This window comes from Allochromatium tepidum (genome assembly GCF_018409545.1).
Lineage (GTDB): Bacteria > Pseudomonadota > Gammaproteobacteria > Chromatiales > Chromatiaceae > Thermochromatium > Thermochromatium tepidum_A.
This window is the reverse complement of the sequence record NZ_AP024563.1, coordinates 1,516,201-1,538,012: the sequence shown is the minus strand read 5'-3', so window position 1 is coordinate 1,538,012 and position 21,812 is coordinate 1,516,201. Positions and strand designations below refer to the sequence as shown.

Below are 21,812 nucleotides of genomic sequence, written 5' to 3'. Positions count from 1 at the left end.
CTCATGAACCGATCGATCCCGATACTGGTCTTGATGATGGTCGCCTCGGGGAGCCATGCCGCCGTGCAGGCGCCGCCCCTGGGGGTCGAGCCAACCCACGTCCGCGATCACAGCGTCCTGCTGGCACAGGGGCCACGCGGCCCTGGTGGTCCAGGTGGGGGGCCACCCGACTTCAGAGGTCCGGGCGGCCCTGATCCCTATCCACCCGGTGGTCCCAGAGGTCCGGGCGGCCCTGACTTCTACCCAGGTCCAGGCCCCGGACCCGGTCCGGGGCCACGCCCGGCCCCGCCGCCCGATCCTGGCCCGGCGGGCATCATTCCTCACATCCTGCCGTTGCTCTTGCCTCCACCCCGTCCGTGACGGATGCTCGTAGGGTATCCACCATTCCCGTAGGGTACGCACGGCGTACCCTACGTTCGACTCAGTGCAAACCGAATGCTGGCCCACCCTCCTCACCCGGACGATGGTTCGGATCGGTCGGGATGCACGCCAACCCCTGAGGTTCGGTCACGCAGCGTCCCGCGATCTCGCCCTGTGGTGTCCGGACACGACAGGCCGAACCCTGGGCACGCTCCAGACAGGCGTCGAAGGCTTCGCGTGGCGGTCGGGGCGCACGTTCGGGCACACCGCTCGCGGATGACAGCGGCATCGCGGCGGCAGCACTTCCGGCGCCGAGACCGGCGCTGCCCGGTCCGCCCGGCATCGGACGCCCAGCCGGCGGCGGGCGATCCGGCACGCAGACCCAATCGCGCCCATGCTCCTGGCAGGTTCCCGTGATCGCATGGACGCCGTCCTCGAAATAGCAGGACGCCGAGAACGACTTGTAGAGACAGGCGTCGATGGCGGCGCGTGGCGGACCCGGTGGAGGCTGGCGCGGCGGATCCTCGGCACAGCCCTGACTGCTGACCGCGAGCCCCAACAGGGCCAAGACACCGACCGAACCCAGGCGCGTGCGTCTGATCGAAGACTCCTTCACGACCATCGGCCTCAAACCTCCACAGCGTCCGGGCGTGCTCGATAGGGATTGAACGGCCCAGGCGCGTACTCGTCCGGCTCGAACGGGATATAGGAACGCGCGTGGAACTGATGGCAGACCTCGTCGGCAAAGAAAGCACCCTTGCGGGTCAGACCGGCGAAGGCTCCCTTGTCCTCGACCAGCCCCTCGGCGGTGAGCCGCTCCCAGAGCTCGGGGAAGGCGTCCTCGAACTCGATCCCGGTCAGCGCCCGATACTGCGCCTTGTCGACGTCACGATTCTTGAGCGGCAGCACCATCGCCCACCGCTTCTGTTCCTCGGCACTGCGCTTGATGCCGCGATTGACCGGCAGCCGACCCGAATCGATGCGCCGATAGTAGTCCTCGAAGGTCTGGGTGTTGAGCAGGAACCGATCGCGCAGACTGCTGAAGGCCGTCAGGCCGAAGCCGACCTGATCGTAGAGCTGACAGCACTGGTTGTGCGCATAGTGCGAATACTTGGCCGGATCCTTGGAGAAGACGCGCCGCAGATTCTCCGTGTAACCGTGCTCGGCCAGGATCTCAATGGCGGCCTGCTTCATGCGGATCGCCTCCTCGAACGCCGGCAGTTCCTGCGGGCGCAGTTGGACGATCTTGTCGATCGGCCCCTGAGCATCACCATAGGACTCGATCTTGAGCCGATAGAGCTGGATCTCGTCGACATCCAGACGCGCGGCCTCATCGATCATGCGCATCCAGCCTTCGAGCGTCTGGCCCGGATAGCCGAAGATGAATTCGATGTTGAGCTGGAAGCCGTCGGCCCGGCAGGCCTCGATCGAGGCGAGCGCGGTCTTGACGTCGTGCGGGCGGTGCATCTTGCGCAGGATCTCGTCGTCGAGCGACTGCACGCCGATGGTGAGCCGGTCGACGCCGTGCTCGCGCAGGATACGCCGGCGCTCGGCGCCATGCCGGTCGGTCAGGGTGCCGGGGTCGACGTCGAAGTTGAACTGGGTGACGCGCGAGCAGTCGACCCGCTCCTTGAAGCCGGTCAGCATCCGGTCCAGTTGTGCCGGTGTGAGCAGGGTCGGCGTGCCGCCGCCGACCAGGATCGAGCGCGCCTGGAACTTCGGGATGCCGAGCCGGTGGCGGAACAGATCCATCTCGCGTTCGAGCGCGTCCAGATAGCGTTCGGTCTCGGGATGGGTCTTGTCGCCGAAATGGCCGAACTTCACCGGATAGTGACAGAACAGACAGCGCTGCTCGCAGAACGGCAGATGCAGATAGACGTCGAACAGTCCATCGGACGGCAGTTCATAGTCGTCGAGCAGCTCCTCCTCGGTGGCCTCCGGATACATGGTGATCGGCGGATAATGGACCGAGGGGAAGAAGTCGCCCGAGCGGGCGATCAGTCCCAGTTCGCGAAAACGCGCAAAGTCCCGGACACGCGCCTCCAGGCTGTCGCGATGCGCGGCGATCCTGGGGCCATCGGTCTTGATGCTCATGTCGTTCATCGGTCTCACCTCGATTCAAGCGGGAACGACCAGACCGGCGCGCTCGGCGATGGCGCGCAGATGGTCGTCATTGGGCCGGTAGCGGGTGTCGTCATAGATCGGGAACAGGTGCTGGAACGCCTGCGGCGTGCCATCGTGGACGGTCAGGGTGTTGGCGCCGGCCATGAGTCCGAGATACTGACCATCGGCCTTGAGCTTTTCCAGGGAACTGGTGGTCGGCATGAGCGCGCTCGGGTTCAGGATGCGCAGCAATGCCATGAAGTTGAGCGTCGTCTCGACGTCGCCGCGCGACTCGTGCTCATAGACGGTGCCGTGTCCGGGGATGAAGACCGAGGCGCTGACCATGTCTAGGTCCAGATCGCTCAGGAAGCGCAGATCGCCGACCAGATCGTCCTCGGTCTGTCCCGGCAGACCGACGATGATGCCGCTGCCGACCATGAACCCGAGTTCGAGCAGGTCGTCGAGACACTGGCGCCGCTCGCTCCAGGTGTCGTGCGGCTTGGCCGCCTCGTAGAGCGCGGGGTTCGAGGCCTCGATCTTGAGCAGATAGCGATCGACGCCGGCCTCGCGCATCTCGCGGTACTGGTCGCGGCTCAAATTGCCGATACAGCCGATCAACTGGATGTCGGGCAGGCGGTCCTTGATTTGGGCGCAGGCACGGATGAAGTTCGTGACGAAGCGCCGGTCCTTGTTCTCACCCGATTGCAGCAGCAGCACGCGCCGCCCGCGCTCGCGATGGAGAAAGGCGGCGATCTCGACCAGATCCTCGCTCGGAATGACGTACTTCTGCGTCCCGGCATCGCCGATGCTGCAATAGTTGCAACGCTGCTTGCAGATGTTGGAGATCTCGATGACGCTGCGCACCTCGGCGCGCCGGTCGGGAAAACCGCTGAGCCGCGCCTCGCGGGCGATCTCGAACAGCGCCTCCTGCGCTTGGCCGCGTGCGTTCAGGGCGGCCTTGACCGACTCCGCGAACGCCTCGCCGGCCTGGATCCGTGCGCAGAGCACGCGCGGATCGAGCGGCTGGATGGACTCGACTGTCTTCATGACGCAACACCTCGATGGACGCGGTTCAAGTGAAAAGTGTTCTGGCCGAGATGATCGCCACGCCCGCGACACCGACCAGGCTCCCCGTCAAGCGCCGGGCGCTGGGCGTCTCCCGCTGGAACAGCGCCATGATCAGGAGCACGAACAGCGGCTCGGTCGACAGTAACGTATTGGCGATCGCCAGGGGCGTCAGCTTCATCGCCAGCAGCGACAGGAAGAATCCGCCCAGGGTCACGAAGGTCGCGATCAGGCAGAAGCGGACCGCCAGACGCCAGTCGGCCAGGATCGGACTCAACCAGTTGCCACGCCCAATATAGAACAGCGGCGCGAACACGAACAACGACACCACGCCGCCGGCGATCCGCAGCCAGGTCGCGGTGAGGGCATCGGCCTCGTCGAGCGCGCCCTTGGCCATCGTCACAGAAACGGCCATCGCCATCACCGACCCTAGACCGAAGAGCACACCGCGCCGGGTCGCGCGCACTTCAGCCCCCTCACCCATCTGGTCCTCAGGCGCCATCAGCACGATGGCCACGCCCAGGATCACCAGCCCCACGCCGAGCCATTGCAGCCAGAACAGCGACTCCCCCAGAAAGACCACCGCCATGGCGATGGTCGCCACCTGCCCCAACAGCATGAGCTGCACGGACGTATGTGACGACAGCTCACGCAACGCCTTGAAGAAGAGCGTGTCGGCGACCCCGATCCCCAGCACGCCGCTGAGGAAGAGCACCAGGGCCGCCGTCCAGCTCATGGCGTCCGGACCGATCAGCCGGATCAGCCCGCCCAGCACGACCAGCCCGAAGATGCCCTTGGCGAAGGCCAGCGCCATGGCCGGCAGCCGCTCGGCGAAGGGTTTCAGCAGCAGCGCGCCGACCGCCCAGGTCGCCGCCGAACCGAGGGCGGCGAGGATACCGATCAGCTCCAGACTCATGGGCGCCCCGCAACGATCGGGACGCTCCAAGTCCTCATGGGATTCAATGTAGCCAAAGAATGCTTACGGATTCCATCACGGATTTTGACGTTATCGATACGCACGCTAAGGCCCTGGAGTCAGACGTTGACGCAGTTCGTTCACGATCTCGCTCACGGGTTGAGTGGTCGGCTCCCCCATGGCGTTGGGTTCGATGATGAGCCGGTCGGGCTGGGCGCTCAGCGCATCGAGGATGGCCGAAGCCTCTGCCGTGCGCCCCTCCTGGATGTATTGACGGGCCAGATAGGTCTGGAGCGTCGGAATGGCATCGATCCCCTGCTCGGTGACGACCTCGTTGTAGGGCGAGGTGCTGATCAGGGATTCGTAATACATCTCGGCGCTCTGGGTGTCGCGATTCATGGCCGCATCGAGCGCCTGCTCGGCGACCGCCACGCTGGTGGCCCAGGACTCGGGATACTGGGTCATGAGACTGTTGAGCGCCGCCTCGCGTTCGGCACGCTCGGCCTGGGTCTCGTTGCCGCGTCTTGGGCGGGCCTTCTGGCTGAGTTCGGTGAGACGCTGGAAGTCGCTCTGACCATAGGTTTCCAGATCGCGCTGGCGCATCCGGTTGGCACGCTCGCTGAGACGCTGACGACTCTCCTCGAAGCGCGCGCGTGTGGCGTACTGCTCTCCGAGAGTCGTCAACAGCGGCTCACTGCCGGGCGGCCCGCTCAGGAGTGGAGCCGCCGCGTCGAGCCCGGAGGCCCGCATCACGCGCGTGATCTGGGCGAGCCGGCGCTCCAGACCCTCGATGCGTCGTGCCTGTTCGTCGAGCAGCCGTTCGGTGGTCGAGCCGGCGGCATCGGCGGCGGGCTTGGTCTCGGGCGTCTCCGCGCGAACCGTCCGCGCGCCCTCGGCCGGCGATTCCTCAGCGGTGACTGGCGGGGCGCGATCGTCATGCTTGTACAAGGGCGAGACCTGCAACCCGATCGCGACGAGCGACAGAACCAGGGCGCTGGCACTCAGGATCAGCGCCGACTGTGGTGATTTCATGATTGTGAACTCCGGTATGAATGCGAACGCCAGGCGCGGATTCGGGGGCGATCATCGCTGTACTCAGCGCGAGAACACCATCAGATAGCGCTGCGGGATCACCTGCTCGCTGGATTCGAGCTCGAAGCCATAGGCCTTCAACTGCGAGGCGATCAGCTCCTGACGGATATAGGGACCATGGTAGGGCAACAGACCGGCCTCGACCGGCCCGTTGTCTACGACCACCAGACGCCCATCGGGTTTCAGGGCCTTGAGGATACTAGCGATCATGCCGTCACGCTCGGCCTGGGAAGAGACGCCATAGAGGATGTGATAGAGCGAGCACATGAAGACCATGTCGGCGGTGCCGGGTTCCGGGATCTCAAAGCCGTCCGTGGACGAGACCGCACCGACGACCTGTTTCAGTCCCCATTTGCTCGCCAGGCCATTGAGATACTCGATGTGCGAGTCCTTGGTGTCGAAGGCCAGTACCTGCCCGGTCGGCCCGACCCGCTCGGCGAACTTGAAGCTGTAGAAGCCCGGGCCGCTGCCGACGTCGACCACCCGATCACCGGCCTTCAGCGGCAGGCGCTCCATGATCTTGGGCGACTGCTCCCAGGCGTCGCGCTTGGGGTTGTTGAAGAGGATGAAGTCCTCCAGCGCCTGACGGCGGACGATGCCGATCTCGCGCGTTTTCTCGTCGGTGGCCTCCTCGATCGGGATCGAGGTCGTCTCCAGCTTGTACTTCCTGGCGATATAGAGCTTGAGGTTGGCGTAGTCGTCCTCGGCCAGATAGGCGATGAACTCGGCGGTGAGCGGATCTCGCGTCATCTCGCGTTTCTCGTCCTCGGTCGCGACCAGATACTGCGCGATCCATTGCAGAGCGGTGTATTCGCCGCCGAAGTTCTCATTCGGGATGATCTTGTCGTAGAGGCTGATGGCCTGACGCGCGGCCTTCGGGTCCGAGTCACTGAGCGCCTTGAGCATCAGCCGGCCGGCGGCGATGCCCGAGGGCGTGATGTCGAAGGAGTCGAGACTGCCGATGTGGATCACCGAATGCGAGTCACTCACCCGGATCGAATCCTGCCCCGGTGCCCGGGTATAGACCGGCGGCTTGGGCGCCTGGGGTGCGCTCTTGCGCAGCACCAGCAGATAACGATAGGGCGATAGATCCTCGTTCGCGACCGGCTCGAAGCCATAGTGATAGAGCTGGGCCTGGACGAACTCGCGATCCACATAGGCATTGTGCAGCGAGACGCCGTCATGGTCTCGGTTGTCGAGCACGACCAGATAGCCGCCCGGACGCAGTGTCCGGTTCAGGGTCTCCATGAAGGCGTCGCGCTCGGTCGGCTGACTCCAGGCATAGAGCACATGGTAGAGCGAGGCGATGAAGACCAGATCGGTCGGCTCGCGCACCACGATGTCGTTGGGCTTGGACAGGATCGGCCGCACGCCGCCGAGATCATACTGATCGACGAAGGCGCGCAACTGCTCGACATAGGCTTCCTCGGTATCGGCGGCATGGACGATCGCCTCCGGTCCCAGCGCCGCGGCGATCCGGGTCGAGAAATAGCCGAAGCCCGCGCCCAGGTCGATCACCCGACTCACCCTGGGCTCGAGGCCGGCGATGATCTCGACGACCCGATCGGTGGCATCCCACTGCGAGCGCATCGGGTTGTTGAACAGCAGCAGGTCGTCGAGAAAGGTGAGTCGATCCAGGTGCGTCTCGGGATCGTTCGGCGTGTAATCGCCCGCACGATACTTGCGCTGGAGATACTCCTTGAGATGCTTGGCGTCCTCGCCGAGGAAGAAGTCGAAATAAGCCTGCTCCAGCTTGGGTTCGGGACGCGCGGCCTCTAGGCCGACCTCATTGGCGCGCAACCAGGCCCGCGCCAACCAGATCAGGGCCGAACCATTTCCACCCGCGACCTCACCCGCCTGATGGGTCTCGATACGTTCGATCGCGCGCGAGACCTGCGCCGGATCCTTCGCCACCAGACCCTCGAAGAGCACCTGAGCACTCTCACGGGCGGCCTCGGTGACTGGATTGGGGACGGCCCCGACGCGCACTATCGAGCGCTTGCCCGGCAAGGGGACGTCGAGCGCCGGTTCGGCGGCCATCAGGGGCTGGACGATCACAGTGACCGTCAGCAATGAGGCAAGCAGCAAAGACCGCATGATGAGTGACCCTGTCGGTGAAAATGGGCGAAGGTTAGCAAAGGGGACGCCGTTCAGCGACCCGAACCGCTCCGGGCGCCCTGGAAGTAGTAACTGAGCTTGTCCGAGAGATTGAGATATTCGATCTGCGTCTGGGTCAGCTCGGAGCGGTGCAGGCTGTCGCGAATCCCGATCCCCTCCTCGATCAGATCCAGCACCAGGGCCTCCTCGGCGGGGATCTCGTCGGAATAGACCAGCACATTGGGCTTGAGCAGGTCGTCGGCGTTGATCGAGATGACCACGGCGATGCGCTCGTCGTTCAGACGCACCACGGTACCGGGCGGATAGACGCCCAGGTTGGTGATGAAGGTCGTCAATACCTTGGGATCGTAGCATTGACGTTCCTTGGAATACATGCGCGAGACGGCCTGATGCGGCGACAGACCACGCTCGCCGCCGAAGCCGTTGCAGAGATTGTCGTAGCGGTTGACCACGGTCAGGATGCGGGTGAGCAGTCCGAGGTCGTTGGCACGCAGTCCCCCGGGATAACCGCTGCCGTCCAGATGCTCGTGATGCTTGGCGATGATCTCGATGACGCCGACCGGCAGTGTCCCGATCCGGCGCGCGATCTCGGCCCCGTAACGCGGATGCTGCTCGTAGAAACGCCGCTCGGGTTCGGTCAACGGTCCCTTCTTCATCAGGATCTGGGCCGGGATCTTCAGGTGTCCGAGGTCATGGAAGAGTCCGCCCTGACCGAGCAGGCGCAGCTGCGCCTGATCGAGATCCAGCTTGCGCCCGAGCACCAGCGCCAGGGCCGAGACATTGATGGCGTGGTTGTAGCTGTTCTCGTCCTGATGCTTGAGATTGACCAACTGCACCGTCGTCTCGGCGTCCTCGGTCAGCTCGCTGACCATGCCGTCGACCAGCTCGCCGGCTTCCTCGGCGGCCTGTGCCGGCGAGGAGCGCAGATGCGCCATGAGTTTGCGCGCCATGCCCACTTTCTGGACATAGGATTTGGCGCATCGGTTCAGGCGTGAGCGGCGCTGCTTCAGGCGGCGGATGCGTTCGTTCTTCTCGGCCCAGAGCGTCGAGCTTAGATCCTCTCCACTCTCTGACGTCTCGGTCTCGTCGAGCGTCACCGTTTCGTCCAGCTCGGACTCGGAGAAGGCATCGCTCCGATCCAGGTCGACCCGAACCTGCTCGATGTCGAGCATGCGCAGGGTACGCAATTGACGCTGATTGCGGATCTTGAAGTTGTTCGTCAAAAACGGATGACTCATCCAGGGTAGATCGAGCATCACGAACAGGCCGATACGTAGCTGAGTCTTGTCGAGAATCTTTTCATTCACGTTTCGAACCGCATCCTGACTGATTGAGGCTTGGGTTGGTGCGTGCTCCGGCTCTCGCGACCCCGTTCGGGCGATCGGCGGAATGTGGTTGGTGCGATTCTATCCGGTTGCAGCCCCAGTCATCCGACTCAGTTCCATCACGCGCGGCTTGATTCTGTGCGCGCCCACTTGTAGCTTGCATCACCAAGCCGCGTTCGGCATGACATGCTCCTCTTTCAGGATCGAACCCCAGTGACCGACTACAAGCCCACACTCAATCTCCCCAAGACCGACTTCGCCATGAAGGCCAACCTCGCCCAGCGCGAGCCTGAGATGCTCAAGCGCTGGGAGGCGCTCGACGTCTATGGCCGGATCCGCGCCACGCGCGCCGGGGCGCCGACCTTCATCCTGCACGACGGTCCGCCCTACGCCAACGGCGAGATCCACATCGGTCACGCCGTCAACAAGGTCTTGAAGGACATCATCGTCAAGTCGCGCACGCTCGACGGCTTCGATGCGCCCTATGTGCCCGGCTGGGACTGTCACGGTCTGCCGATCGAGTTGCAGGTCGAGAAGAAGCACGGCAAGCCGGGACACAAGATCAGCGCGGCTGAGTTCCGGGTCGCCTGCCGCGACTATGCCGCCAAGCAGGTCGACAAGCAGCGCGCCGACTTCAAGCGGCTCGGCGTACTCGGCGACTGGGAGCGGCCCTATCTGACCATGGACTTCGGCTTCGAGGCCGAGATCATCCGCTCGCTCGGGCGCATCATCGCCAACGGGCACTTGCAGAAGGGCGAGAAGCCGGTGCACTGGTGCGTCGACTGCGGCTCGGCGCTGGCCGAGGCCGAGGTCGAGTATGCCGATAAACAGTCGATCGCTATCGACGTGCGCTTTCCGGTGGTCGATCCGGCGGTGCTGGAACTGCGCTGTCAGGGTTCGCCGAACGGCTGCGGCGAGGGGCCGGTCTCGGTCGTGATCTGGACCACCACGCCCTGGACCTTGCCGGCGAATCAGGCCGTGGCGCTCAATGCCGAACTCGACTATGTGATCGTCGAGTCTGTCACCGAACAGGGGCGCGAACGGCTGCTGGTCGCCGAGGGGCTGCTCAAGGACACCATGGACCGCTGGAGCGTTCAGGAATACCGGGTGGTCGGCTACGGGCGCGGCATCGACTTCGAAGGGGTCAAGCTGCGTCATCCCTTTTACGAGCGTGAAGTACCGATCATCGTCGGCGAGCATGTGACGCTGGACGCCGGTACCGGCGCCGTCCACACCGCGCCCGGTCATGGTCTGGAGGACTATCTCGTCGGTCAGCGCTATGGTCTGGCGGTCGACAACCCGGTCGGCGGCGACGGGCGTTTCCTGCCCGGCACACCGCTGTTCGAGGGCGAGAACGTCTTCAAGGCCAATGAGCACGTGGTCGAGGTGCTCAAGCAGCACGGCGCGCTGCTCCTGGAGACACGCTTCACGCATAGCTACCCGCACTGCTGGCGTCACAAGACGCCGATCATCTTCCGCGCCACGCCGCAGTGGTTCATCAGCATGGACAAGCAGGGGTTGCGCGACACCGCCCTGAGCGAGATCGAAGGGGTGCGCTGGATGCCCGATTGGGGCCAGAGTCGCATCGAGGGCATGGTCCGCGGTCGGCCCGACTGGTGCATCTCGCGCCAGCGGACCTGGGGCGTGCCGATTCCGCTGTTCGTCCACAAGGAGACCGGCGCGCTGCACCCGCGCACGGATGAGCTGATCGAGCTGGTGGCCAAGCGGGTCGAGAAGCACGGCATCGAGGCCTGGTTCGCGCTGGAGCCGGCCGATCTGCTCGCCGACGAGGGCGCGCTCTACGACAAGGTGCACGACACCCTGGATGTCTGGTTCGACTCGGGCGTGACCCATGCCTGTGTGCTGGAGCATCGCGACGGACTGAGCGCCCCGGCCGATCTCTATCTGGAAGGCTCGGACCAGCATCGCGGCTGGTTCCAGTCCTCGCTGATGACCTCGGTGGCCATGCACGGGCGCGCGCCCTATCGTCAGGTGCTCACCCACGGCTTCACCGTCGATGCCAAGGGCGAGAAGATGTCCAAGTCCAAGGGCAATGTGGTCAGCCCGCAGGAAGTGATGAAGACGCTCGGGGCCGACATCATCCGGCTGTGGGTGGCGGCGACCGATTATCGCGCTGAGATGAGCGTGAGCGATGAGATCCTCAAGCGCACGGCGGACGCCTACCGGCGCATCCGCAACACCGCGCGCTTCCTGCTCGCCAATCTGGAAGGCTTCGACCCGGCGGCCAACGCTGTCGCGCCGTCGGAGATGATCGAACTCGACCGCTGGGCCGTCGACCGCGCGCACCGGCTGCAACAGGAGGTGATCGCGGCGTATCGGGACTATCAGTTCCATTTGATCTATCAGAAGGTGCAGCAGTTCTGCGTGGTCGACCTGGGCGGGTTCTATCTCGATGTCATCAAGGATCGCCAGTACACCACCCCGGCCGACAGCCTGCCGCGTCGCTCGTGCCAGACGGCGATGTATCACATCATCGAGGCCATGAGCCGCTGGCTGGCACCCATCCTGAGCTTCACCGCCGATGAGATCTGGGCCGCGATCCCCGGCGAGCGCGCCGAGACCGTTTTCACCGAGACCTGGTACGAGGGGCTGTTCGCGCTCGATGACGGCGATCCGATGGACCGAGCCTTCTGGGATCAGGTGATCGCCGTGCGCCTGGCGGTCGGCCCGGCACTGGAGACTGCGCGCAAGGCGGGCGGCATCGGTTCGTCGCTCGATGCCGAGTTGGATCTGTACGGCTCGGATGCACTGCTCGATGTGCTGGGCCGGCTCGACGACGAACTGCGCTTTGCGCTCATCGTCTCCGAGACGCGCCTGCACCCGCTCGCCGCGCGTCCGGATGAGGCGGTCGCGACCGAGTTGGATGGCCTGGCCGTGCGCGTCAGCGCCTCCGAGCACGCCAAGTGCGTGCGTTGCTGGCACCATCGCGCCGATGTGGGCGTCGATCCGGAGCATCCCGAACTCTGCGGACGCTGTGCCGAGAACGTCGCCGGCAGCGGCGAGACGCGGCGTTTTGCGTAGAGGAGATTCGCCTCCCCCTGACCCAGCGCCGCCGGATCCATCCGCCGAGAAAGCAGCCTAATGTGTCGGCTCGACAGACTCTCCCGGTTCCATGCCTTCCAGGGACTCGACCCCGATCTGCGCGCGGCGCTGCTGGCCCAGATCCGCGATCTCTGGACGCATGGCTCGACCGCCATCGAAGGCAACACCCTGACCCTCGGCGAGACCAAATTCGTCATCGAGGAGGGGCTGACGATCTCCGGCAAGCCGCTGAAGGATCATCAGGAGGTCATGGGCCATGCCCGCGCGATCGAGCTGATCTATGCCTGGCTGGACGAGGATCTGACGACCGAGCGGCTGTTCGAGCTGCATCGCGTTGTCCAGACCCAGGTGACGCCGGATATTTTCAAGCCGTTCGGCGCCTGGAAGCGCGAACCCAACGGCACCTATGCCGTGACGTCGGATGGACGCCAGACCTTCATCGAATATGCGGCGCCCGAGCATGTACCGGCGCTGATGGCTGACTGGCTCGATAAACTGAAGCGGCTGGCGAGCGGTACCCTGAGCGAGTCCGAGGCCATTGACGCCTATGCGCATCTGCATCTCGGGTTCGTGCACATCCATCCGTTCTGGGACGGCAATGGTCGGCTCGCACGGCTACTGTCCAATGTGCCGGTGCTGCGCGCCGGTCATCTGCCGGTCGTGATCGAGGTCAGGGATCGCAAGCGCTATATCGACACCCTGGCTGAGTACCAGTTGACTCTGGGACCGCTGACGCCGACGACGGGCGTCTGGCCGAGGGCCGATCTGGAGGCGGATTTCCGGGCTTTCTGCCGTGCGGCCTATGCGGCGACACGGGCGCTGGTCGAACAGGCGCAGGCATACCAGGCTAAGCGGGGTTCGCGTTGAGCGTGCCGTTTCCGGGAGTGCGGGCGGACCAGCCGGTCGAAGCGCATGGGCTGGTCGCGTCCTGTGGGAACCCTCGGCGGCACGTCCGCACGGTCTTAAATATTCGGCTCTATTGCGGGCACCATAGCCGATACCTGGTGCGCTACAGCAACGAGCGCAGCAAGGGCTTGTAACTGCTGGCCATAATCTGTGTTTTTCTACATGTTGCGTCGAATGTTCGGAAAATATCCAAAAAGTTGACCTGGATCACGAAACGATCAGTGAAAGCGCTGTTAAAATCAGTGTAACTACTCAGGCTCCCCCAACCGAGTTATGCTAAGCGCATGAATCTACAGCGCCCCACCCAAGCCGATCTCGACGGTATGAGTCACGCGGAGAAAGACGCACTGATTTGGCTGTTGTTTGAGGCGGTGGTGAACCTGGAGAGTCGGTTGAAGGAGCTGGAAGAGCGGGTGGAGAAGACGAGCCGTAACTCCAGTAAGCCGCCGTCCTCGGATGGGTTGAGGAAAGGGGCGGCGCAACCGCGTCGTCGCGGGGAGAAGCCGAGCGGAGGTCAGGCGGATCATCCGGGAAAGACCTTACGGATGGTGGAAACCCCGGACGGGGTGGTGGATGTGCGCCCGTCGGGGGTGTGCGTCTGCGGGCGGGAGTTATCCGAGCAGGAAGCGGCGTTGAAGGAACGGCGCCAACAGATCGATCTGCCGGAGCCACGGGTGGTGGTGACGGAGTACCGTCAATGGTCGGTTCAGTGCGGCTGTGGTCGGGAGCACTGTGAGGTGTTTCCGGGCGATGTCACGCCCAACATCCGCTATGGACCACGCCTGAAGGCGTATGCCGTCGGGTTGGTGGAAGGGCATTTCGTCAGCCTGGAGCGCGTCACGGAGATTCTGGCCGACCAATACGGCGTCCATCCTTCGGATGGGACAGTGCAGGCGTGGGTGAAGCAGGCCGGTGAGCGGTTGGCCGATGACTACGAAGCCACGCGCATGGCGGTGCTGGAGGCCGAGGTTGGGCACTTTGATGAAAGCGGGATGCGCGTGGCCGGCGCCCTGCACTGGTTACATGTCGGGGCGTGCGCGCGCGCGGTGCACTACAGCACCCACCCGAAACGCGGCCAGGACGCGATGGAGGCCGCTGGGATCCTGCCGGCGTTCAAAGGCTGTGCGGTGCACGACCACTGGAAGTCCTACTGGCATTACAGCCAAGCGACCCATGCCCTGTGCAACGCGCACCACCTGCGTGAGTTGCTCTATCTGGCGGAGTCGACCGGGCATTGGTGGCCGGTGGCGTTGCGGCAGGTGTTGTTGGAGGGGTTGGAGGCCGTCAAGCAAGCCCAAGCCCAGAAGCGCACGGCCTTAGATTCCGCGTTCGTCGCCGGCGTGCCGGCCCGCTATGACGAACAGGTGGCCAACGGGCTGGCGGTGTTTCCGGTCAAACCGCCGGATCCCGACGACAAGCGCTGCCGCAAACAACACCCGGCCACCAACCTCCTGGTGCGCTTGCGCGACTACAAAACCGAAGTCTGGCGCTTTCTGACCGATTGGCGCGTGCCCTTCGACAACAATCGGGCCGAGCGCACCGTGCGCCCGGTGAAGGTCAAGCTCAAGGTCAGCGGCGGCTTCCGCTCGGAGGCCGGGGCCAAGGCGTTCTGCATCCTGCGCTCGGTGTGGGAGACCAGTCGGCTCAATAGCCGTAATCCGTTCGAAGTCCTTCGCACGGCGTTTACGGCCTGAGTAGTTACAAATCAGCTTCCAATGCCGTCAATGCAATAGAAGTAAATTCCTTCTAAACAGCGTGATAGTATTTTGTTTTGCCTTGCACGCTTCGCGGTTCAGCATCACTTAATAGCGTCTTTAAGACGCAAAAAAGATGATTTGCTGTAAGCGGCGATGAATATGTCTGAATGGATTAAATTTAGCTAACAAAGAGGTTTATTACTATGCCACTTCCAATCATTATCGGTGCCGCTGCTTTAGCAACGGCTGCTTATGGAGTTAAAAAAGGCTACGACGGTTATCAAAAACATTCTGAGGCAGATGAAATTGTCAAAAGCGCTAAAAGTCGCTATGAAAGAAAAAAATCTGCTTTTGATGAACAGGAAGCAGAAACCACACTTGTTCTCGAAATGCTTGGAAAAAAAGAGTTAGAAATTGGCCAAAGCTTTGGCGAATTTAAGACTCTAGCCGATAAGCTTCTTCAGCAATTGCAGGCAAATCGCCAGAATAAACTGGAAATACGTATTCCTAAGCATGAACTGCAAAAAATCGAAAGCTACAGCTATACAGCCGTGGGTGTGCTAGGCACTGTTGTTGGTGCCGGTGCAGCCGGTGCAGCGGCAGGTTTCGCGGTTTATGGTGGTGTCATGGCTTTGGGTGCGGCATCCACAGGTACAGCGATTTCATCACTTGCAGGCGTTGCTGCAACCAACGCAACCTTAGCGGCTATTGGTGGTGGTTCGCTAGCGACAGGCGGCTTAGGTATGGCCGGTGGTACAGCTATTCTAAGTGCAGCCGTTGCGGCACCGATATTGGCAATTGCAGGATGGGCTTATAACAGTCATGGTGAGGAGGCGCTTAAGAATGCGCGTAAGGCTGACACTGAAGTCAGTGAAGCTGTCGGAAAGCTTGGCAGGGCGATTGAACAGTTGATTTTAACCGAGGAATATGCGCGTAAGATCAAAGTTGTACTTTCCTCGATTTATGGTCAATTCAATCAGTACTTTGATAGCCTTAAGGAAATCGACAGTTTCTTGGAAGACCTGAAAGGCCGCACTGTTGATAAAGAGGCGGAGCTAGCCAAACTCAATGATGAAATCATACGGATTATCGAAAACGGTTATGCTTTAGCGGCTATTCTAGTAGACGTTATTACAACGCCAATATTTAAGGTCAAAAAAGTCAATGGGGAAGTTTTGAAAGATGAGAACGATGTGCCGGTAATGGAAAGAGATAAAGACGATTTCATGATTGTCAACGAGACGAATTTGGACAAAATTTTGATCAAAGCTCGATCCGATGCTGGAGGAATCGCCGCGATCTGATTCTGTATTTTCATTAGGGGGACTAGATCCCCCTTATTATTTATTTATCTTATTTTTGGGAGTATTACTATGCAAGCCGCCGCCGCTGAATATCCCTGGCTCGAAGAACTTGAAAAAACAGTTGTCAACAGCTTTGTCACTACTTTCGGATTAGATTTTATTTTATTTAAGGATAAAATTGGTGGTGATGTAGATACAATCCACAATGTTCGCCAAGGAATTTGGGCTACTGATGCAGAAAAGAAAAATTATGAAAATCGGGGTGAATACTCTTCAGAAACTTATCATACACATGAAAATTATAAAGCAACTGGAAAAAGAGATAAATTGCTACAGCAGGAAGGCAAACTTTACGATTCATATAGTGACAGCGTTATGGATCTCAATGAGCAGCGCAATCTTGATCATGTAATCAGTGCCAAGGAAATACATGATGATGCTGGGAGAATTTTAGCCGATCTAGACGGTTCTAACTTAGCTAACCAAGATAGCAATCTTCAAACTACATCAGAGACTATTAATAAGTCAAAAAAGCAAACGCCTATTGATCAGTATCTGGAAAAACTACCTAGTCTTATTAAGACGCACGAAAAAACGCTAGACGACTATCGGCGGCGTCTTTCTAGTATGCCAAGCGATACACCGGAACAAAAACAAAAAATTCATGAACTTGAAAGCAAGATTCAAAAACAAGAGGAAAAAATCAAAAAACTTAAGTCTGTTGATCCTGATGCAATGCGAGAAAGAGATCGAGTTGCTAGGGAAGCATACAACCAGCAAATCAATGTTAAATACTACACGAGCAGCAAATTTTTGAAACAGACTGCTACAGCATCCGGTTTGGCTGGACTGAAGATGGGCACTCGACAAATGCTAGGTTTGATCCTGGCCGAAGTCTGGTTTGAGCTTCGTGTTCAAATTCCTATCATTTTTGAAAAAATCAAAAATAACTTTGATATTTCTGAATTTTTCAACAGCATTCAAAAGACATTGCAAGGTATATGGCAGCGCGTTAAAGCACGATTTCAAGATTTCTTGATTGCATTTAATACTACTTTGTCAGACTTGATTAAGCTATTGATTTTGCTATATTTTGCTGCACGTTCATTTTAACACGCCATGTACTCGATATGCTTGTCAAGCCCGCTGTTCCCCAAAAAGATCATGTGCTCAAACAATTGCCCAGTAAACTGGCATTTCACATCGAAGAATATTACGATTGTTTTCAAACTGAAACATCAAATTGCCTTAATTTAGGCCAGAATTATATTCAGGGTCTTTTCAAGACAGAAGCGGGCAAACGCAACATGGAACGCCTGAACGAAGAACTAAATCTCTCTGGAAACGGCTATCAGCGTATTCAGCATTTTATTACCAATTCAACATGGTCTGCTCAAGGACTTATTGATGCCATTGCCCGTAAAACATCTGACCTATATGCCAGTCAAGACACATACAGACTCTGTGATGTTGGCTATATTATTGATGAATCAGCGCATCTCAAGAAAGGAAAACATTCAGTCGGTGTGGCGCGTCAGTATGCCGGATTGATCGGTAAGGTTGAAAACTGCCAAGTTGGCGTGTATGCCAGTTTGGTCTGGAACTCTCATAGTACTTTGATCAATGAGCGGCTCTTTCTTCCAAAAGAGTGGACGACAAATCCAACACGCTGCAAAGAGGCCGGTATTCCAGAAGATCAGCGCCTGTTCAAAACGAAGCCGCAATTGGCGATCGAGATGATCAAAGCCGATCTCGAAGCCGGTGTGCAATTTAGTTGGGTCGGCGGTGATGGCTTGTACGGTCATGGGTTTGAGCTGGGCAACGCCTTAGATAACATGGGGTTAACGTTCTTACTGGACATTCACAGCAATCAAAACATTTATCTCAGTGAGCCGGTTTTGAGCGTTCCGGAACCCACGTCCAAACGTGGAGCTAAACCCACACAGCGGCGCGCAGATACTGAACCGATGCGGGTGGATGTCTATGCCAAGGAGTTGGCCTCCTATACCTGGCCAACCGTCACGATTCGCGATGGAACGAAAGGACCACTCACCCTTTCGATTCATACCAGACGTGTTTGGATCTGGGATGGTGAATCGGAGCGCGCGACCGAACGAGTTTTGGTCATTACTCAGCGTCCCAACAGTTCAAAGCTTAAATATTCATTGAGCAATGTCGATTATACCAAAACACCTTTAGAACGATTAGCTTACATGCAGGCTCAGCGGTATTGGGTCGAGCGTGCGTTTCAGGAAGCCAAAAGTGAACTGGGCATGTCGGATTATCAAGTTAGAAAATGGGATGCGTGGCATCGTCACATGGCGCTTGTGATGCTGGCACTCGCGTTTCTTGTTAAAGAGCGTATTCTGTACAAGCAAGATTATCCATTACTAAGCTCCCGCGACATTCGGCTCATGATTATTGCCATGCTGCTCAATGAGCCCGCCGCTGTCGATCAGTGTATTCAACAGCTAGAGGCTCGACATAAACAGCGACGCCGTGACATTGAGCGATATGATAAAACCGAAGCTACCAAATGATTTTGGAGCCAGAAATTAAAGTGACAAAGTAGTATTAAGGATGGTGTGTTTGCAGGTGTTTTCTCTAGCGTTACGACTACTGTCTTTAATATTTTTGCCACCACTCAAAAAATGGCTATCAAGATAATTCGCGAGATGTGGGCGCATATCGTTAAAGCCATCAAATTGATTATTTTTAACCCTGAGCGACTTGCTTTTGTCGATCTCTGTAAATCTGTGGTGTCAATTCTGTCTGTGGCGGTTGCTACAGTAGCAGGAACAATGATTTACACTCAATTGATACCATTACTCAGCTTTCCGTTTGGTAGCGAGCTGGCGGCTTTTGCCAGTGCGCTGATCACAGGAGTGATCACACTCGGACTCAATTATTTTATGATCTACAGTACATTAGCCAAAAAAATATGGGCTTTTGCTGAATCGATTATGCCTCATGCCGATGCTGTGAATAAATTCAAGGCGATCAATGCGGAACTTGATCGCTATTTGCTTGAGTTGAGTCGGCTTGAGTTTAATCTTGACACTATTGAATTTCATGCTTTTTCGCAAGAACTGACGTCCTGCAATACTGAAATTGAGCGCTGCCTTCTTTTGAAGGCGGAAGTGGAAAAACGAGGTATTGAGCTTCCCTATGAAATGGGTAATGCCACCAGTACTCGAAAGTGGTTGGCATCGTTAGTTTAAGTGACTAATGCAACACTTTCCCTGTAACCGTTGCGGACTGTGTTGTCAGAATATCAATTTGGCCGAGGAAACACGATTTTTAGACCGTGGGGATGGAACATGCTCGCATTACAACGAAATAAGCAAATTCTGTACTATTTATGCCAACAGACCTGACATCTGTCGTGTAGACCTACAATATAGGTTGTACTATGCGCATTTATACAGTTGGAATGAATTCGTTGATTTAAACATGCAGGCATGTCGTCAACTGGCTGCATTAAAAAACATGGAGTTATAAAATGCGAGCTAACGCATATATTTTAAGCGCTTTCGCTCTGACTTTACTGAGCGGTTTAGTTTCAGCCAAATGCTTACCGCAACCGGACGCCACTCCTAAGTGTCGATACCCAGCCGGAGATTCCTGGTGTGCGGAGAAAGATCGGGCCAATCCCTATGCTTACTCAGATCAATGCTTGGCGGCAGCCTCAAGTGCAGCCGATGTCGAAACGATCCGCTTCTGGAACACGAACAAGCTGTTTGCCAACCAGGGCCAATGCTCGGCGGTATTCTTTTTTGACAGCGGATTGCAAGCGATCGAAAATTTGCAAGTGTCGTTTTCAGCGTTGAATGCTTCAGGCGAGAGTATCGCCACCGGAACCTTGGAGATCGCCACTTTCGGGAATGGATCGGCTGATCGCTACGCCGATGCGTTCGCTGAAAGTGAGCATTTTTGCGACGATGATCTGACCATTGTTGTCGATCAGGCTACGGCGATCATCGAAGGTCGAAAAGTTGACCTGCTAGCCCAGAAGGTGCTGGTTCCTGAAGACTTCAAACCGTTCAAGATTCGCACGACATCGGCGCGTGAAACCGGCAAAGGTCAATCGGATACCTTAATAGTCGTCCCAAACCCGGCTTCCGACTGTGATTTCAGTTATAATGAAACGCTGAAGAACTCAGGACTTGTGCCCAAGGAAATATCTATTCATGGACCAGTAGATGATGATTTTAGCGGCTATGGTTGCCCTTATCGAATTACTCCCGCTCCAGGTACAAAAGTTCGGGCAGGCAGCACAGTGACGTTTCGGAGTGCCTGGGAGGCCGGTTGACGCCAGGATCGTGTTACGGCTTGCGAAGCCTTGAAATCCGCGAAAATAGCTGGCCCGCTAGTGTCAATGCCAAGGGAGTGGATTCGGTGTGCAGGTCTTGATGACCACACGACGGGCATTCTGAAAAGTATTCACCGGGCTTCAGGGCATCGCTGTTCGGATGTACCGTTGTGAACCAACCGCATTGAGGGCAGCGGTAGGTTAGGGGAGCCGGTCGAATCGGCATAGATCACCTGTTGGAAGCTTCGATGAAACTCAAAACGATCGCACGGATTGTACTGGCTACGGGTCTGGCGTTGCAGACGCTGCACGCGGTCGCGCAGCCTTCGTTTGACTGTACCAAAGCCACGACGCTGGTGGAAAACGCCATTTGCCAGGATTCGGAACTCGGCGCACTGGACGAAACTTTAGCGGAACAGTATCAGGCCGTATGGCGTGCTACGTCCGGAGAGTCGGCCCGGCAGGCACTCAAGAAGTCGCAACGGGCGTGGCTTGCCAAGCGCAACCAGTGCCAGGATCGTCCGTGTCTGGTTAGGGTCTACCGTGAGCGCCTGGACGCCCTGGATGTCGCTGTCGCCGATCCTGAGTCCAAGCATTTCAGTCATTGCCGTCTAGATGTCCGGGGGCAGCGCTACATCGATGGTCCTTGTACGGGATCTCTGGAGTCGGACGGCAGCTTTCAGATCTACACGCCCGCCTATTTTGCGATGATCCAGGTCGAGCAACCCGGCGTCGCCGTTGGTTTCTGGAATGAGGACGCCTATGCCTCACATGCCCATTCAGACCTGGGGCGTCTGGCCCGTGATGGGGCTTGTTGGAGCAATGCCCAAGCCCAAGTGTGCGCCTGGAAGTAGCCACTATGCGAGGCCAACACTTCACTGAGCCAACTCAGGATAGAGGCCACAGGTGGCGGTCTGTCGGTCGCCTGACGTTTGCCTTCGCGGTCTTGACGATCCTCGGATCAGCCGCCTGGGCCGATCAGCGCTATATCATCCGCTACGAATTACGCCAGGGAACCAAAAGCGTTTCCAACATCAAAACCGTCGCAGCGGAGACAGAACGCACGGCGATTGAGATCGTCAAGGGACAGGCGCAGTCCGAGCGACCCGGTTACACCTTTGTGTTGAAAGGCTCGACGGCACAACAGGCATCACAGAACGCGGCGTATCGCATTCGCTATGAGATGCGCCAAGGATCGCAGAGCGCATCCTACTCTAAAACCATTCGCGCTGAGACCGAACGCACCGCCATTGAGATCGCTCGAAGTACCGCCGAATCCGAACGACCTGGTTATACGTTTATCTTGAAGTCCTCGAACAGAACAGATTGATTTTCAGTCTTCTTCTTCATGTTCTTGATCCGTTCCGCACGCTCCACACACTTCTTTGTCGTCAATATCTTCGTAATCGAGATCAAAATACCCTTGAATTATGATCAACTCCTTTTGTTCTTGAACCACCTAAAATCGAGGCACCTACGAAAATAAAGACATAGATGTGGTAACTTATCAATAATTTAGGCAGCTTCAAAACCAATAGCTTGCGACGTCCA

At 58.4% G+C, this 21,812-nt stretch carries 19 protein-coding genes; 11 read left to right on the top strand and 8 right to left on the bottom strand.

Annotation, left to right across the window (positions count from 1 at the left end; genetic code table 11):
• Window positions 1–421: 421 nt before the first annotated feature.
• The 7 genes from Atep_RS07440 to Atep_RS07410 form a co-directional block, all read right to left on the bottom strand.
• Entirely contained in the window at window positions 422–982 is a 561-nt protein-coding gene (locus Atep_RS07440; protein WP_213381221.1) for a hypothetical protein, read from the bottom strand.
• Between the two features lie 5 nt (window positions 983–987).
• Complete coding sequence (locus Atep_RS07435; RefSeq protein WP_236786615.1) at window positions 988–2,454, bottom strand: coproporphyrinogen-III oxidase family protein; 1,467 nt, start codon at window positions 2,452–2,454, stop codon at window positions 988–990.
• A gap of 24 nt (window positions 2,455–2,478) precedes the next feature.
• Window positions 2,479–3,510, bottom strand: coding sequence for a biotin synthase BioB (locus tag Atep_RS07430; protein ID WP_213381216.1), 1,032 nt, complete (start codon window positions 3,508–3,510; stop codon window positions 2,479–2,481).
• 25 nt (window positions 3,511–3,535) lie between these two features.
• Window positions 3,536–4,444, bottom strand: coding sequence for a DMT family transporter (locus Atep_RS07425; protein WP_213381215.1), 909 nt, complete (start codon window positions 4,442–4,444; stop codon window positions 3,536–3,538).
• Window positions 4,445–4,549: 105 nt separating this feature from the next.
• Window positions 4,550–5,476 (bottom strand): hypothetical protein, encoded by a 927-nt coding sequence (locus Atep_RS07420; RefSeq protein ID WP_213381214.1) that lies wholly within the window; start codon window positions 5,474–5,476, stop codon window positions 4,550–4,552.
• A 63-nt stretch (window positions 5,477–5,539) separates the two neighbouring features.
• Window positions 5,540–7,633 carry a methyltransferase domain-containing protein gene (locus tag Atep_RS07415; protein WP_213381213.1) on the bottom strand — a complete coding sequence of 698 codons (2,094 nt, stop codon included), beginning with the start codon at window positions 7,631–7,633 and terminating at the stop codon, window positions 5,540–5,542.
• 53 nt (window positions 7,634–7,686) lie between these two features.
• Window positions 7,687–8,961, bottom strand: a complete 1,275-nt coding sequence (locus tag Atep_RS07410) for a cyclic di-GMP phosphodiesterase (RefSeq protein WP_213381212.1) — start codon at window positions 8,959–8,961, stop codon at window positions 7,687–7,689.
• Window positions 8,962–9,192: 231 nt separating this feature from the next.
• Here Atep_RS07410 and ileS point away from each other — a divergent pair, with 231 nt between their 5' ends.
• The 11 genes from ileS (at window position 9,193) to Atep_RS07360 (ending at window position 21,591) form a co-directional block, all read left to right on the top strand.
• Entirely contained in the window at window positions 9,193–12,021 is a 2,829-nt protein-coding gene (gene ileS / locus Atep_RS07405; protein ID WP_213381211.1) for an isoleucine--tRNA ligase, read from the top strand.
• Between the two features lie 60 nt (window positions 12,022–12,081).
• Window positions 12,082–12,909: a Fic family protein gene (locus tag Atep_RS07400; RefSeq protein WP_213381209.1), complete on the top strand. Its 828-nt coding sequence runs from the start codon at window positions 12,082–12,084 to the stop codon at window positions 12,907–12,909.
• Window positions 12,910–13,232: 323 nt separating this feature from the next.
• On the top strand, window positions 13,233–14,642 hold the full coding sequence (tnpC, locus tag Atep_RS07395) for an IS66 family transposase (protein WP_213381206.1): 1,410 nt from the start codon (window positions 13,233–13,235) through the stop codon (window positions 14,640–14,642).
• A 206-nt stretch (window positions 14,643–14,848) separates the two neighbouring features.
• The gene (locus Atep_RS07390) at window positions 14,849–15,949 is read left to right on the top strand and encodes a chemotaxis protein (RefSeq protein WP_213381205.1); all 1,101 of its coding nucleotides are present in this window, start codon (window positions 14,849–14,851) and stop codon (window positions 15,947–15,949) included.
• Window positions 15,950–16,018: 69 nt separating this feature from the next.
• Complete coding sequence (locus tag Atep_RS07385) at window positions 16,019–17,062, top strand: hypothetical protein (RefSeq protein ID WP_213381204.1); 1,044 nt, start codon at window positions 16,019–16,021, stop codon at window positions 17,060–17,062.
• A 17-nt stretch (window positions 17,063–17,079) separates the two neighbouring features.
• Window positions 17,080–18,489 carry an IS701 family transposase gene (locus Atep_RS07380; RefSeq protein ID WP_236786612.1) on the top strand — a complete coding sequence of 470 codons (1,410 nt, stop codon included), beginning with the start codon at window positions 17,080–17,082 and terminating at the stop codon, window positions 18,487–18,489.
• A gap of 45 nt (window positions 18,490–18,534) precedes the next feature.
• Entirely contained in the window at window positions 18,535–19,170 is a 636-nt protein-coding gene (locus Atep_RS07375) for a hypothetical protein (RefSeq protein ID WP_213381202.1), read from the top strand.
• 7 nt (window positions 19,171–19,177) lie between these two features.
• Window positions 19,178–19,450, top strand: a complete 273-nt coding sequence (locus Atep_RS17010) for a YkgJ family cysteine cluster protein (RefSeq protein ID WP_336511391.1) — start codon at window positions 19,178–19,180, stop codon at window positions 19,448–19,450.
• A 175-nt stretch (window positions 19,451–19,625) separates the two neighbouring features.
• On the top strand, window positions 19,626–20,261 hold the full coding sequence (locus Atep_RS07370) for an IrmA family protein (protein ID WP_236786609.1): 636 nt from the start codon (window positions 19,626–19,628) through the stop codon (window positions 20,259–20,261).
• Window positions 20,262–20,509: 248 nt separating this feature from the next.
• The gene (locus Atep_RS07365) at window positions 20,510–21,115 is read left to right on the top strand and encodes a lysozyme inhibitor LprI family protein (RefSeq protein WP_213381199.1); all 606 of its coding nucleotides are present in this window, start codon (window positions 20,510–20,512) and stop codon (window positions 21,113–21,115) included.
• Between the two features lie 92 nt (window positions 21,116–21,207).
• Window positions 21,208–21,591, top strand: a complete 384-nt coding sequence (locus Atep_RS07360; protein WP_236786606.1) for a hypothetical protein — start codon at window positions 21,208–21,210, stop codon at window positions 21,589–21,591.
• Between the two features lie 3 nt (window positions 21,592–21,594).
• On the opposite strand, the gene Atep_RS16895 is transcribed toward Atep_RS07360, so the two are convergent.
• Complete coding sequence (locus tag Atep_RS16895; RefSeq protein ID WP_272876313.1) at window positions 21,595–21,720, bottom strand: hypothetical protein; 126 nt, start codon at window positions 21,718–21,720, stop codon at window positions 21,595–21,597.
• Window positions 21,721–21,812: the final 92 nt, after the last annotated feature.